This is a genomic window from Pseudomonas sp. NY8896 (assembly GCF_039634505.1).
Genome location: NZ_CP132350.1, coordinates 4341995 through 4356654 on the forward strand (window position 1 = coordinate 4341995; position 14660 = coordinate 4356654).

At 63.8% G+C, this 14660-nt stretch carries 11 protein-coding genes and 2 pseudogenes; 10 read left to right on the forward strand and 3 right to left on the reverse strand.

The window, feature by feature from the left end:
* Nucleotides 1-65: 65 nt before the first annotated feature.
* Nucleotides 66-1406, reverse strand: coding sequence for an MFS transporter (locus Q9451_RS19360; protein ID WP_012271816.1), 1341 nt, complete (start codon nucleotides 1404-1406; stop codon nucleotides 66-68).
* A 560-nt stretch (nucleotides 1407-1966) separates the two neighbouring features.
* Between Q9451_RS19360 and mrdA the strand changes: the two genes are divergently transcribed.
* The 4 genes and pseudogenes from mrdA to Q9451_RS19380 form a co-directional block, all read left to right on the forward strand.
* Nucleotides 1967-3862 carry a penicillin-binding protein 2 gene (mrdA, locus tag Q9451_RS19365; protein WP_041166469.1) on the forward strand — a complete coding sequence of 632 codons (1896 nt, stop codon included), beginning with the start codon at nucleotides 1967-1969 and terminating at the stop codon, nucleotides 3860-3862.
* 297 nt (nucleotides 3863-4159) lie between these two features.
* Nucleotides 4160-4720: an FMN reductase gene (gene msuE / locus Q9451_RS19370; RefSeq protein ID WP_012271814.1), complete on the forward strand. Its 561-nt coding sequence runs from the start codon at nucleotides 4160-4162 to the stop codon at nucleotides 4718-4720.
* A gap of 9 nt (nucleotides 4721-4729) precedes the next feature.
* Complete coding sequence (locus Q9451_RS19375) at nucleotides 4730-5917, forward strand: acyl-CoA dehydrogenase family protein (protein ID WP_012271813.1); 1188 nt, start codon at nucleotides 4730-4732, stop codon at nucleotides 5915-5917.
* A gap of 9 nt (nucleotides 5918-5926) precedes the next feature.
* Nucleotides 5927-6239, forward strand: a pseudogene (locus Q9451_RS19380) (sigma 54-interacting transcriptional regulator); the annotation flags it as partial.
* 33 nt (nucleotides 6240-6272) lie between these two features.
* Here the strand turns inward: Q9451_RS19380 and ltrA are convergent.
* The gene (gene ltrA, locus Q9451_RS19385) at nucleotides 6273-7694 is read right to left on the reverse strand and encodes a group II intron reverse transcriptase/maturase (protein WP_024718247.1); all 1422 of its coding nucleotides are present in this window, start codon (nucleotides 7692-7694) and stop codon (nucleotides 6273-6275) included.
* A 428-nt stretch (nucleotides 7695-8122) separates the two neighbouring features.
* On the opposite strand from ltrA, the pseudogene sfnR reads away from it, so the two are divergent.
* Nucleotides 8123-8947, forward strand: a pseudogene (sfnR, locus tag Q9451_RS19390) (sigma54-dependent transcriptional activator SfnR); the annotation flags it as partial.
* A 161-nt stretch (nucleotides 8948-9108) separates the two neighbouring features.
* On the forward strand, nucleotides 9109-9426 hold the full coding sequence (locus Q9451_RS19395) for a DUF2388 domain-containing protein (RefSeq protein ID WP_012271811.1): 318 nt from the start codon (nucleotides 9109-9111) through the stop codon (nucleotides 9424-9426).
* Nucleotides 9427-9487: 61 nt separating this feature from the next.
* On the opposite strand, the gene glcC is transcribed toward Q9451_RS19395, so the two are convergent.
* Nucleotides 9488-10252, reverse strand: a complete 765-nt coding sequence (gene glcC, locus Q9451_RS19400) for a transcriptional regulator GlcC (protein WP_012271810.1) — start codon at nucleotides 10250-10252, stop codon at nucleotides 9488-9490.
* Nucleotides 10253-10446: 194 nt separating this feature from the next.
* Here glcC and glcD point away from each other — a divergent pair, with 194 nt between their 5' ends.
* From glcD to Q9451_RS19420, 4 genes are read left to right on the forward strand one after another with little or no spacing between them, the layout of a single operon-like run.
* Nucleotides 10447-11946: a glycolate oxidase subunit GlcD gene (gene glcD, locus Q9451_RS19405; protein WP_012271809.1), complete on the forward strand. Its 1500-nt coding sequence runs from the start codon at nucleotides 10447-10449 to the stop codon at nucleotides 11944-11946.
* A complete protein-coding gene (gene glcE / locus Q9451_RS19410) occupies nucleotides 11946-12998 on the forward strand; it encodes a glycolate oxidase subunit GlcE (RefSeq protein WP_012271808.1) in 1053 nt (350 codons plus the stop codon). Before glcD ends, glcE begins: the two co-directional genes overlap by 1 nt.
* A gap of 9 nt (nucleotides 12999-13007) precedes the next feature.
* Nucleotides 13008-14243 carry a glycolate oxidase subunit GlcF gene (gene glcF / locus Q9451_RS19415; RefSeq protein WP_012271807.1) on the forward strand — a complete coding sequence of 412 codons (1236 nt, stop codon included), beginning with the start codon at nucleotides 13008-13010 and terminating at the stop codon, nucleotides 14241-14243.
* On the forward strand, nucleotides 14236-14634 hold the full coding sequence (locus Q9451_RS19420) for a heme-binding protein (RefSeq protein WP_012271806.1): 399 nt from the start codon (nucleotides 14236-14238) through the stop codon (nucleotides 14632-14634). Before glcF ends, Q9451_RS19420 begins: the two co-directional genes overlap by 8 nt.
* The last annotated feature ends 26 nt before the right edge of the window (nucleotides 14635-14660 follow it).

Genomic DNA, 14660 nt, shown 5'->3' on the forward strand with positions numbered 1-14660 from the left:
CCCCAGGCCGGTATGGGCTTGGGGCGACGTGCTGCATTCAGGTACCCGGCCAGGCCGGGTTGCACTCAGTGGCTCAGTGCATCGGTAGAGAGGGCGGCCGCTGGCTTGGCCATTGGCCGCAGTAGCAACAGGCAACCTGCGGCCAGCACGAACACGCTGGCGAACACCCCGTACAGGTGCAGCGGTTGCCAGCCGCCATCGAGCAATACGCCAGCCACGGTCGGCGACAGGATCGCGCCCATGCGGCCAATACCGATGCCCCAGCCCACGCCGGTGGCGCGTACCGAGGCGTCATAGACCACTGGCGACAAGGCATACAGGCCGGCCACGCAGCCGTTGGAAAACAGCCCGATCAGCAACCCCAGCGCCAGCGCAGCAGTGACCGAGGCCCCATTGACCACGAACAACACCAGCAGTACGGCGGTGATGAGCATGAACAACGCCAGTACCCGCGTCAGTGGCCAACGCGATGCCAGCCCGCCGATCAGCGCCGCACCGAGGATGCCGCCGACACTCAACAGCACACCGCCGGTGATGCCCTGCTGGGCCGACAGGCCAGCGGCCACCAGCAGTTTCGGCGTCCAACTCATGACGAAGTAGAAGCCGAACATGACCAGGAAGAACAGCAACCAGATCACCAACGTGGTGCGGCGCATATCCGGCGCCAGCAGTTGCCTGAAACCACGGGTGGTACCCTGCGCCCTCGCCGCCAGTGCCGGCAGTTGCGCCAGTGCCGGCTGACCGAGGCGCACTGCCAGGCGGTTGACCCGGGCCAGGGCATTGGCTGGCCGGCGAGCCAGCAGGAAGTCCAACGACTCCGGCAGCCACAGCAATACCAGCGGGATCACCAGCACGGTGACGATGCCGCCGAACAGGAACACCGAGCGCCAGCCCCAATGCCCCAACAGCCACACCGCGAGCAACCCGCCCAGGGTCGCGCCCAGGGCATAGCCGGTGGACTGCAGGCTCACCGCAAGGCCACGCCAGCGCTTGCTGGCGTACTCGCTGGCGATCACGTTGCTACTGGCCAGGATGCCGCCAATGCCCAGCCCGGTCAGGCCTCGCAACAGCGCCAATTGCAGCGGGGTTTGGCTCAGTGCCGAGAGCAGCATGCCAATGCCCGAAAGCGCCAGGCACAACAGGATCAGTGGGCGTCGACCAAACCGGTCGGCCCAAGGCGCGATGAACAACGACCCGGCCGCCATGCCGAACAGGCCGGCGCTGAGCAGCAGCCCTACCTGTGCGCCGTTCAGGCCCCACTCGGCGGACACCGAGGCGGCGGTGAAGGCCATGACCAGCACGTCGAAGCCATCGATCATGTTGAGGATGATGCAAATACCAATGGCCAGGCACTGGAAGCGGCCCATCGGGTCGTTGTCCAGGCGTTGCTTGAGGTCGGTATTCATGGGGCCACCTGCCGGTTCACAGGTGGGAGAACTGATGCGCACACGCCGGCAAAGCGCATGGAACCCTGACGGTTCCGTACCCTTGGAAAGCCATTCATGACTGGACCCTTTTTGTAATTGTTGTCGCATACGGCAGGAGGGCTCCGGCCGTTGTCAGGCGCTAATCAACCAGATAATGGATCCACAAACAACAAACCAAAGCCAAGCGCTTTGAGAAAACCACTAAAATTCTATGTGACCGATCTGCCAGTTTTATTTTTTCTCTATTAATTTCAATAATTTATCCGCTCAATCCTCATATGATTTTTCGTTCGTTAATCGAACACGATTCATTTATGGATCCATAATGACGCAAAAAACCAGCATCGAATCCTCCATGCGGCTCAGCCATGAACAAATCTTCATGTTTGCCGCCAGCGCCCTGATCATGGGACACACAGGCGTTATCAGCCTGCGGCCAGCCGCGCCTCGCCTTGAGAGGGCGGGATGTGTTGCGTAGCATCCCCGACCCGATCGCGCGCCCGCACGGCCAGCGCGATGCCTGTAGGAAAGAGCCCCTGATGCCGCAACCCATCCCTCTCAAGGACCACGAAAAGGAAAAACACCTGGTGAACCGCCGGCTTCTGGCCTGCGCCGCCCTGGTGTTCAGCCTGTGTGCCGTATTGGTGGGCCGGCTCTATGTGCTGCAGGTACTGCAGCACGACCAGCAGACCGCGGTGTCGGAAAACAACCGCGTGCACGTGCTACCCATCGCCCCCGAACGCGGACTGATCTACGACCGCAATGGCGTGGTGCTGGCCGACAACAAGCCCAGTTTCGACCTGACCATGACCCGTGAGCGGGCCGGCGGCGATTCGGCCAAAGTGCTCGACACCTTGACCCAGGTACTAGGCCTGACCGAAGACGACCGCAAGCAGTTCGACAAAGACCTGCGCCGTGGCCGCAAGCCGTTCGAGCCGGTGACCCTGATGGTGGGCCTGAGCGAAGAGCAGATCGCCCTGGTCGCGGTAAACCAGTTCCGCCTGCCGGGCCTGGAGGTCGAGCCGCAGTTCATCCGCGAGTACCCGCTGGCCGAGCATTTCGCCCATTCGGTCGGCTATGTGGGGCGCATCAACGAGAAAGAAGCCAAGGTCCTCGACAGCACCGAGTACCGCGGCACCCAGTCAATCGGCAAGACCGGCATCGAGCACTTCTACGAGAGCCAGCTGCATGGCCACGTGGGCTATGAAGAGGTCGAGACCAACGCCCAGGGCCGGGTGATGCGCGTGCTCAACCACAAGGACCCAACCCCTGGTCAGGACATTGTCCTGACCCTGGACGCGCACTTGCAGGTGGCCGCGGAAAAGGCCCTGGGCGAGCGCCGTGGCTCGGTGGTGGTGCTGGACCCGGCCAATGGCGACGTACTGGCGATGGTCAGCAACCCCAGCTTCGACCCCAACCTGTTCGTCAAGGGCATCAGTTTCAAGCAGTACGCCGCCCTGCGCGATTCGATCGACCGCCCGTTGTTCAACCGCGTGCTGCGTGGCCTGTATGCGCCCGGCTCGACGGTTAAACCTGAAGTGGCCATCGCCGGCCTCGACAGCGGCGTGATCACCCCTGGCAGCCGGGTGTTCGACCCTGGCTACTATGAGTTGCCCAACTACGACCACAAGTACCGCAACTGGAACCGCAGCGGCGACGGCTGGGTAGACATGTACACCGCCATCATGCGCTCCAACGACACCTACTTCTACGACCTGGCTCATAAACTGGGCATCGACCGCCTGCACGATTACATGGCCGAGTTCGGCCTGGGCCAGAAGGTGTCGCTGGACATGTTCGAGGAGGCCTCGGGGCTGATGCCTTCGGCCGAGTGGAAGCGCGCCACGCGGCGCCAGGCCTGGTTCCCGGGTGAGACACTGATCCTCGGCATTGGCCAAGGCTACATGCAGGTCACCCCGCTACAGCTGGCCCAAGCCACCAGCCTGCTGGCAAGCAAAGGCGTGTGGCATCGCCCGCACCTGGCCATGACCGTGGGCGGCGATGTGCCGGTGGACCCCAACCCGATGCCCAATATCGTGCTGCATGACAAGCACGCCTGGGACCAGGTCAGCCAAGGCATGCAGATGGTCATGCACGACCCGCGCGGCATCGCCCGCGCCGCAGCCGCCGGTGCGCAGTACCGGATTGCAGGCAAGAGCGGTACCGCGCAGGTGGTGGCAATCAAACAGGGTGAGCGCTACAACCGCGACAAGACGCTGGAAAGGCACCGTGACAACGCCCTGTTCGTTGGCTTTGCCCCAGCTGACCACCCGAGCGTGGTGGTGGCCGTGATGATCGAGAACGGCGAGGCTGGGGGCCGAGTGGCCGGGCCGGTGGTGCGGGAGGTGATGGATGCTTACCTGCTGGATGAACAGGGGCATTTGAAACCGGAATTTGCAGGTGGGGTATCCCCTCGCAACGCCCCCCACATCTAGGGTGCTTGGGGCTGCTGGGCAGCACCACGCAGCACCTTGAAGATAAAAACAGAATAAGAATATGACTTCTTATTCTTTTTTACCTATTCATTAATCCTCTATAACTCTCCCAACTGTACAGCCGCCAACACCCGGCCAACTGTTTGCAGCGCAACACCTGATCAACACAAAACGCCCGCACGGCAACAGCAGCGCAGCCACTAATACTCGCTAACTCGTTGATCTATAACAACATTAGAACCAGGCACGACGATTGCTCAAGCAAAGTCCCGCTCAACCAGAACCGGAGACTAGCCCATGAGCACCCCACTGAACGTCGTAGCCCTGTCCGGCGGCACTTCCCGCCCTTCGCGCACCCTGGCCCTGACCGAAGCGATCCTCGCCGAACTGGCCGAACACCTGCACATCAAGCCGCACCTGATCGAACTGGGCGAGATCGCCCGGCCACTGGGCAGCGCCCTGTGGCGCAGCGAACTGCCCGACACTGTCGAGCAGCAACTGCGCCTGGTGGAACGGGCCGACCTGCTGGTGGTGACCACGCCGGTGTACCGCGGCAGCTTCACCGGCCACTTCAAGCACCTGTTCGACCTGATCGGCCAGGACGCCTTGGTCGACACCCCGGTGTTGCTCGCCGCCACCGGTGGCAGCGAACGCCACGCGCTGGTGCTCGACCACCAGCTGCGCCCGCTGTTCAGCTTCCTGCAGGCCCTGACCCTGCCCATCGGCGTATTCGCCAGCCAGGCGGAAATGGCCGACTACCGCGTCTCCAGCGACGCCCTTGCCGCCCGTATCCGCCTGGCCGCCGAGCGTGCCGTGCCACTGTTCGGCGCCCACCACGCCCTGCGTAAAAGCGCCTGAGGAGCGGCCATGAATGCACCTGTGACTACACCACTGCGCCCGGCCTTGGCGATTGCCCGCGAACTGGCCGGGCAGTTTGCCCAGACCGCTGTGGAACGCGACGAACGCGGTGGCACACCCAAAGCCGAGCGCGACGCTTTGCGTGACAGCGGCTTGCTGTCACTGGCGATCCCACAGGCGTTCGGCGGCCAGGGTGCCAGCTGGCACGACACCTTCGCGGTGGTGCGCGAGTTCGCGCGGGTCGACAGCTCCATCGCCCATGTTTTCGGTTTTCACCACCTGATGCTGGCCACCGTGCGCCTGTTCTCGCGCCCGGACCAATGGCAACCGTGGTTCGAACAGACTGCTCGCAAACAGTGGTTCTGGGGCAATGCCCTGAACCCGCTGGACACCCGCACCGTGGTCAAGCACTTCGACGGCTGGTGCGAGTTTTCGGGCAAGAAGAGTTTCTGCTCCGGCGCCAGCGACTCGGAAATGCTGATTGCCTCGGCAGTGGACGAACGTGCCGGCGGCAAGTTGCTGATTGCCGCCATCCCCAGTGGCCGCACCGGCATCAGTCTGCACAGCGACTGGAACAACATCGGCCAGCGCCAGACCGACAGTGGCAGCGCCACCTTCGAGCGGGTACGGGTCGAGCACAACGAATTGCTGCTCGATCCAGGCCCCTTGAGCACTCCGTTCGCCGCCTTGCGCCCACTGATCGCCCAGCTGCATTTCGCCAACCTGTTCCTCGGCATTGCCGAAGGCGCCTTCGACGAAGCCCGTCAGTACACCCTCAAGGAAAGCCGCCCGTGGTTCCGCTCCAGCGCCGCCAGCAGCGCCGAAGACCCTTACGTACTGCGCCATTACGGCGAGTTCTGGGTTGGCCTGGAAAGCGTGCGCCTGCTGATCGAACGAGCCGCGCGCCTGCTGGACGCCGCCTGGGCCAAGGAACATGCACTCACCGCTGATGAGCGCGGCGACCTGGCCCTGGCCATCGGCACTGCCAAGGTCGCCGCCAGCCGCCACGGCCTGGACATCTGCAACCGCCTGTTCGAGGTTACCGGTGCCCGCGCCACGCATGCCTCGCTGCGCTTCGACCGGCACTGGCGCAACCTGCGCACGCAAACCCTGCACGACCCGGTGGACTATCGCATCCACGAACTTGGCGAGTGGGCCCTCAACGACAAACGCCCTGCCCCATCCTTCTACTCCTGAGGACTGCCCATGCAACTGCTGACCCTCCCCCCGTCACCGACACTGGCTACCTCGATCCGGGCGACCGCACAGGTCTTCGAAGACCCAAGGTCGCAGGCGCTGCTCGCCCACCTGCAACAGGTCGCCCCCAGCGAGGCCAGCGTCCTGATCATCGGCGAAACCGGCACGGGCAAGGAGCTGGTCGCACGCCACATCCACAACCTCAGCGGTCGGCGCAACGGCCCGTTCGTTGCGGTCAACTGCGGCGCATTTTCCGAGTCGCTGGTGGAAGCCGAACTGTTCGGATCGAGTAGGAGGCGGCTTCACAGCCGCCGTCCTCTCACACCACCGTGCGTACGGTTCCGTACACGGCGGTTCAGGTTATACGGCTAAGCCGGTTTATCGTATCCAGTATCGAGACCAGTCCGAACCTATCCCATAGCCTCTTCGGTAGCGCCTGATTCACATGAGATGCTCCCGAGTTCCACCACGGGCCTCGGCCATTAAAGGCCGATTTACAGGCACGTTCTTCGCTCAGGCCCAGGCGCATCAGGTTGCGCGCCCTCGTTGAGGGCCGTTTCCATTGACGCCAGATGACGCAGCGAAGTTTATGCCTGACCCAACCATCCAATTTCTCAAGTGGGCGTTTGCTCTGGCTGAGCTTGAAGTAGCCAGCCCAGCCTCGCAGGACAGGGTTGATTCGCTCAATGACAGTCGCCACTTTGCGGGCCCTTACACTGCGTAGCAATATTCTGAGTCGGTCGCGTAAGCGCCCCAGGCTCATCGTTGCCACACGCAGCCTTGGTTGCTGGTGCCTGCTCATCCCGTAACCCAAGTAGTCACACTTCCAAGCCCCTGCTACTTGGCTCTTCTTCCGGTTCACCGTCAGTTTCAAACGATGGCACAGGAAGCGCTCGATACTGGCCAACACCCGCTCGCCCGCCCGAGGACTGCGCACATAAATGTTCGCATCATCGGCGTAGCGCACGAAGCGATGACCCCGCCGTTCCAATTCGCGGTCGAGCTCATCCAGAAGGATATTCGACAGCAACGGCGAGAGTGGGCCGCCTTGCGGTGTCCCCTCTTGCCGTTGGCTGACGATACCGCCCGACATGGCCCCAGCTTCAAGGTAGCGGCGGATGAGCCTAAGCACTCGCTTGTCTTCGACGCGACGCTGCAAGCAGGCCATCAGGATGTCGTGGTTGACCCGATCAAAGAACTTTTCCAGATCAAGCTCCACGCACCAGCGATGCCCCGCCGCCACATGGGAGCGGGCCAGTTCAACGGCTTGGTGAGCGCTTTTGCCCGGACGAAAACCGTAGCTGTAGTCCGAAAACAGCGGATCGAAGAGTAGCGTGAGTTGTTGCTGTAATGCTTGCTGGATCAGGCGATCCACGACGGTGGGGATTCCCAGTTGCCGTGTGCCGCCCTGCGGCTTGGGAATTTCAACCGCTCGCACTGCTTGGGGATGGTATTCACCGGCCAGCAACCTGGCCTTGAGGGTTGGCCAATACTGTTTCACGTAGCCCGCCAAGTCAGCGACCGTCATGCCATCGGCACCCGGAGCCCCCTTGTTGCTAACCACGCGTTGATACGCACGCCTGAGGTTGGCCGGTGCAAGCACCCGCTCCATCAGCGTGTCCGGCTCCGCGTTCGTCCACGTCGCTGACGCCGCCGGCACCTTTGCACTGTCAGGCATCACCCTCGGCTTCTGGCCGGGATTCGGAGTGACAGATTCCGTTGTAGGAAATTTCTGCATTACGGCTACCAACGAGACAGTGACGCCTACTGGCGGCATAACCTGTTCGGCCCTTGGTGGCGCGGTTAACCGCCACTTACTACGGCCTCGGCTGACTTCTGCACGCTCGTCCCGTCGCCTCTCGACGCTCGGTAGCACAGTGGCAAACGTGCAGATCTCCCAGGGTAATTCGCGTGACCTTCCTGCTTATGCCTGTCGGATTTACGTCACAGCGTCCCGTGCAAGTACTGGGCTTTGACGATTTGGGCCGCCTCACCCCGCTGTGCCGCCTCTATCCGCTTCCTGTTCGTCAGGCCAGCAGTTTGCCTCGGGCTTCCTTCAGATTCGCGGTCGCCCACGACACCCTTGCCTCTGGCTAACACTTCCCCTTGCCGGGTGTGTAGAGGACTTTCACCTCCAAGTCACCCGCTTTGGCCACCACAACCAAGCGGGTTGCGCTACGCGCAACGCGCCATGCCTGGCGCACCCATGAAAAGGGCGCCTTCACCGGCGCCCTCGCGGCCAAGGCCGGCTGGTTCGAAGAGGCCAACGGCGGCACCTTGTTCCTCGACGAAATTGGCGACTTGCCGCTGCCGATCCAGGTCAAGCTGCTGCGTGTACTGCAAGAACGCGAAGTGGTGCGGCTGGGCTCGCGCAAGAGCATCCCGATCAACGTGCGGGTCCTGGCGGCGACCAACGTACAGCTGGAAAAGGCCATCAACGCCGGACATTTCCGTGAAGACCTGTACTACCGGCTGAACGTGGTGACGTTGCAGTTGCACCCGTTGCGCGACCGTCCGGGCGACATCCTGCCACTGGCCCGGCATTTCATCCGCAGTTACAGCGACCGGTTGGGCTACGGGCCGGTGGAACTGAGCCCCAAGGCCCAGGCCAAGCTGGTCGAGTACAGTTGGCCGGGCAACATCCGTGAGCTGGAAAACGTGATTCACCACAGCTTGTTGACCTGTGGCGATGGCACGGTGCAAGCGCAGGACCTGCGTTTGTCCAACTTGCGTATCGAACGGCAAGAGGAGGAGCCGGCAGGCAATGGCGTGGATGACTTGCTACAGCGCGCGTTCAGCCGGCTGTACGAGGAGCAGTCGGGTGATCTTTACGAGAAGGTGGAAAATGCCCTGCTGCGCTCGGCGTACCGGTTCTGCCATTACAACCAGGTGCATACCGCGCAGTTGCTGGGGTTGTCGCGCAACATCACGCGCACCCGGCTGATTGCGATTGGTGAGCTTGTAGTGAACAAGCGGCGGGGACAGGAGCAACAGGTGCTGGACAACCGGGTGGTGCGGTTGTCGATTTGAACCTTGAGCCGCTTCCACAGAGGCCTCACTGAGATCGAGCCCTGCGCTGTACCTGCCCCTCTCGTCATTCCAGCCAGGAAAGGGAACTACCCGCACTCACCTGCTCTCTTAAACACTGAGTGGTTTATTTCCCTGTGCTTCACGCTACTGGAGAACACGACATGCGCCACCTATTCCTCGCCCCTGCGCTGCTGCTCCTGCTGCCTGCCGGTGCTGCCCTGGCCCGCGTCGATGCGGGCGACGTCGCCACCTCGGCCGGTGTTTCCGCCTCGCTGTATTCGACCTTCAAGGATGACAAACGGATCATCCCGGCCCGTGACGAGCTTTCTGCGTTCGTCGCCAGCGGCGGTGCCATCCGCGGCGCCTATGTGGAGTCGGCTTTGGAACAGGCCCGCAAGGACCACCCAGGGCTGCAAGCCAATGATGAAGAGTTGGCCAGGGCAATCCTGTCTCAGGATGACCCTGTGGCTGACCATTGAGTGAACCTGTACCGGCCTGTGCTCGGCATTGTCCGCGAACAGGCCGGTGCGGGGTTACAATTCAACCCCAGCCATCCATGCGCATGGTCGCCCTGACCAAGCGCTGCTCTTCCTGCTCTATCTCTCGCAAACTGTCACGTATCCCGTTGATGTGCTCGCGTGCGGCCCGCTGAGCCTGCTCCGGCAGTTGCTCCATCACTGCGTGATACAACCGCGCATGCTGGCGATCGATCTGGCGTTTCTGCGCAGGCCGGCAGTACAGGTTGTTGACCGAAGCGAACACAGTACTCAGGGTCAGGTCACTGAGCGATTGCAGGGTATGCACCAGCACCGGGTTATGCGACGCCTCGCTGATCGCCCGGTGAAAGGCATGGTCACGGTGGGCATGCTCGCGAGCATCGAGCGCCTGCGCGGTTTCATGGGCAGCCAGCATTTCTTCGTAGCGCCGACGGATCAGCAAACGGTCGACCTCGGTGGCGCGCAAAGCCGCCAGCCGCGCCGACTCCGCCTCCAGCAACGCCCGCACCTCCAGCAAGTCGAACAACGTGCGCGGTTGCGAGCTGAACAGGTGCATCAACGGCGTGCTCCCCACCTGCCCCGTCAGGTCGGCGACGAACGAGCCCCGTCCTTGCTCGGTGTCGATGATGCCGCGCCCACGCAGGATGCGCAGGCCCTCCCGCAGAGCCGAGCGCGAACAGCCTAGTTTTTCCACCAGCCGCCGCTCGGACGGCAGCGCCTGGCCCACCTTCAGTACGCCCTCGACGATCAGCCGTTCGACCCGTTCGGCGACCTGATCGGCGACCTTGGCCTTGCCTTCAGTACCCATCTCAACGCCCCTACTGGTAGGACCAGTTGCATCACTGGCTTCAATCTAGCCGGACAAAGCCGGCAATAGCTACAGCCTGGCAGAAAAACTGGTAGGACCAGTACCTGCCGCGCTCGACCACAGCCGCCGGCACGCGCACGCTGGCAGGGTGATCGCTTTGCCAACAACAACAAAAACCGTTGCCGAGTGAGCCGATGAATATCCTGTACGACGAGCGCGTCGATGGCGCGTTGCCCAACGTGAACCAGGCTGACCTGTTGCAGGCGCTGCGCGATGCCCTGTCAGACCTCGAAATCCTGTACCGCGAAGAAGACCTCAAACCCTACGAATGCGACGGCCTGTCGGCCTACCGCACCGTGCCACTGCTGGTGGTGCTGCCCGAGCGCCTGGAGCAGGTGCAAACACTGCTGAAACTGTGCCACCAACGTGGCGTACCGGTGGTCGCCCGAGGCGCCGGTACCGGCCTGTCGGGCGGTGCCCTGCCGCTGGCGAAGGGCATCCTGCTGGTGATGGCGCGCTTCAATCGTATCCTTGAGGTGAACCCGCAGGGTCGCTACGCCCGTGTGCAGCCGGGCGTGCGCAACCTGGCCATCTCCCAGGCCGCCGCACCTCATGGTATGTACTACGCACCAGACCCCTCCTCGCAAATAGCCTGCTCCATCGGTGGCAACGTCGCCGAAAATGCCGGTGGCGTGCACTGCCTCAAGTACGGCCTGACCGTGCACAACCTGCTCAAGGTGGAAATCCTCACGGTCGAGGGCGAGCACCTGACCCTCGGCAGCGATGCCCTGGACAGCCCAGGTTTCGACCTGCTGGCGCTGTTCACCGGCTCCGAAGGCATGCTGGGTATCGTCACCGAAGTTACCGTCAAGCTGCTACCCAAGCCCCAGGTGGCGCGAGTGCTGCTGGCCAGTTTCGACAGCGTCGAGGACGCCGGCCGGGCAGTCGCCGACATCATCGCGGCCGGCATCATCCCCGGCGGCCTGGAGATGATGGACAACCTGGCGATCCGCGCCGCCGAGGACTTCATCCACGCTGGCTACCCGGTGGACGCGGCGGCGATCCTGCTGTGCGAGCTGGATGGCGTGGAGGCCGACGTACACGACGACTGCGCGCGGGTCGCCGACGTACTGACGCATGCCGGGGCCCGCGAGGTGCGCCTGGCCTGCGACGAAGCCGAGCGCGTGCGCTTCTGGGCCGGGCGCAAGAACGCCTTTCCAGCGGTAGGGCGCATCTCCCCGGACTACTACTGCATGGACGGCACCATCCCGCGCCGCGAACTGCCCCGGGTGCTCAAGGGTATCAGTGACCTGTCCGCTGAATACGGCCTGCGCGTGGCCAATGTGTTCCATGCCGGCGACGGCAACATGCATCCGCTGATCCTGTTCGATGCCAACCGCCCCGGCGAGCTGGAGCGTGCCGAAGCCATCGGCGGCAAGATCCTCGAACTGTGCGTGGCAGTGGGCGGCAGCATCACCGGTGAACATGGCGTGGGCCGCGAGAAGATCAACCAGATGTGCGCGCAGTTCAACAGCGACGAAATCACCCTGTTCCACGCGGTGAAGGCCGCCTTCGACCCGCAGGGCCTGCTCAACCCCGGCAAGAACATTCCCACCTTGCACCGCTGCGCCGAATTCGGCGCCATGCATGTGCACCATGGGCAGCTGCCCTTCCCCGAACTGGAGCGTTTCTGATGAGCATGGACCGCGACATGAGCCAGGCACTGCTGGAACAGGTAAACCAGGCGCTGAACCAACGCACGCCACTGCGTATCCAGGGCAGCAACAGCAAGGCGATGCTCGGCAACCCAGTGGCCGGTGAAGTGCTCGATACCCGCAGCCACCGCGGCATCGTCAGCTACGATCCGACCGAACTGGTGCTCACCGCCCGCGCCGGCACGCCGCTGCGCGAAATCGAGGCGGCCCTGCACGAAGCCGGCCAGATGCTGCCCTGCGAACCACCGCACCTGGGCCCGGAAGCCACGCTGGGAGGGATGGTCGCGGCCGGGTTGTCTGGCCCACGGCGGCCGTGGGCCGGGTCGGTGCGTGACTATGTGCTTGGCACCCGCGTGATCACCGGCCACGGCAAGCTGTTGCGCTTTGGCGGCGAGGTGATGAAGAACGTGGCCGGTTACGATGTATCACGCCTGATGGCGGGCAGCTTCGGCTGCCTGGGGCTGCTGACCGAAGTGTCGCTGAAAGTGCTGCCACGCCCACGTCAATGCCTTGGCCTGCGCCTGCCGATGAGCCGCCATGAAGCCCTGGCGGAGCTGGCCGAATGGGGGCAGCAACCGCTACCGATCAGCGCCGCCTGCCATGACGGCGAAGCACTTTACCTGCGCCTGGAAGGCGGCGAAGGCTCGGTGCAGTCGGCGTACCGGCGGCTGGGTGGCGAAACACTCCACAACCGGTTCTGGAGCGACCTGCGCGAACAACGGCTGCCATTTTTTGCCGGCGCCGCTCCGCTGTGGCGCCTGTCCGTACCCAACGCCTGCGGCGAGCTGGACCTGCCCGGCCAACAGCTGATCGACTGGGGTGGCGCCCAGCGCTGGCTCACAACCGGCGCACCGGTTCAGGCCATTCGCGACCAGGTCGCCAAGGTGGGCGGCCACGCCACCTGCTATGCCCCCGGTGCAGCCAGCAGCCCGCCGCTGTCCGCCGCCCTGATGCGCTACCACCGCGCCCTCAAGCAGCAGCTCGACCCCCAGGGGGTGTTCAACCCCGGTCGCCTGTACCCGGACCTGTGAGGCCAGACCATGCAAACCAACCTCAGCGAAACAGCCCGCCGCCTGGCCCGCGCCGAAGAAGCCGAAAGCATCCTGCGATCCTGCGTGCACTGCGGCTTCTGCACCGCCACCTGCCCCACTTACCAGTTGCTAGGCGATGAACTGGACGGCCCGCGCGGGCGTATCTACCTGATCAAGCAGGTGCTCGAAGGCAAGCCGGTCACCGCCAGCACCCAGTTGCACCTGGACCGCTGCCTGACCTGCCGCAACTGCGAAACCACCTGCCCATCCGGGGTGAAGTACCACGACCTGCTGGACATTGGCCGGGCGGTGGTCGAGCAGCAGGTGCCGCGCCCGCTCGGCCAGCGCCTGCTGCGCCAGGGCCTGTGTGCGGTAGTGCCGCGCCCGGCATTGTTCAAAGCCCTGACCCGCAGCGGCCAGGCGCTGCGCCCGCTGCTGCCGGCCACGCTCAAACGCAAGCTGCCGGCCCGCATCACGCCACCCGGCGACCGCCCCGCGCCACGCCATGCACGCCGGGTGCTGATGCTGGAAGGTTGCGTGCAACCAACCCTGTCACCCAATACCAACGCCGCGGCTGCGCGGCTGCTCGACCGCCTGGGCATCAGCGTGCAACCGATCCAGCAGGCCGGTTGCTGTGGCGCGGTGGACTATCACCTGAATGCTCAGGAGCAGGGCCTGCAGCGGGCACGGCGCAATATCGACGCCTGGTGGCCCGCCATCGAAGCAGGTGCCGAGGCGATCGTACAAACTGCCAGTGGCTGCGGCGCATTTGTCCGCGACTACGGCCACCTGCTGGAAAAAGACCCTCACTACGCTGCCAAGGCCGCGCGGGTCAGCGCACTGTCCCGCGACCTGGTAGAAGTTTTGCGCGATGAACCCGTCGAGCAACTGAGCCTTTGCGCCGAACAGCGTCTGGCCTTCCACTGCCCATGTACACTGCAGCACGCCCTGAAACTGGGCGGTGCGGTAGAAGCATTGCTGACGCGGCTGGGCTTTACCCTGACCTCGGTGCCCGACGGCCACCTGTGCTGCGGCTCGGCGGGCACTTATTCGCTGACCCAGCCTGAATTGTCGCTGCAACTGCGCGACAATCGCCTGAATGCGCTGGAAAGCGGCAAACCGCAAGTCATCGCCACGGCCAACATCGGCTGCCAGGCCCACCTCGACGGGGCTGGGCGCACGCCTGTGCGGCACTGGATCGAAATCGTCGAAGCAGCCTTGAACCCGGAGAACCCCCATGCATAGCAAGTTCGTGATCGGCCAGGCCGAAATTGCCCGCGTACTGAGCGCCGCGCGCCAGGAAGCCCAGGCGCAGCAATGGAACGTGACCATCGCCGTGGTCGACGACGGCGGCCATCCGCTGGCCCTGGAGCGCCTGGACGGCTGCGCGCCCGCCAGTGCTTACATCGCAATGGAAAAGGCGCGCACTGCCGCATTGGGGCGCAAGGAGACGCGGGATTATGAAGAGATGGTCAATAGCGGCCGTACTGCTTTCGTGACCGCGCCGCTGCTGACCAGCCTGGAAGGCGGCGTGCCGCTGCGGGTGGAAGGCCAGGTGGTAGGCGCGATTGGCGTGTCCGGGGTCAAGTCCGAGCAGGATGCCCAGGTGGCCAAGGCTGGGGCCGCCGCGCTCTGAGTCCCGTGCCAACCTCTTCTGGGGCC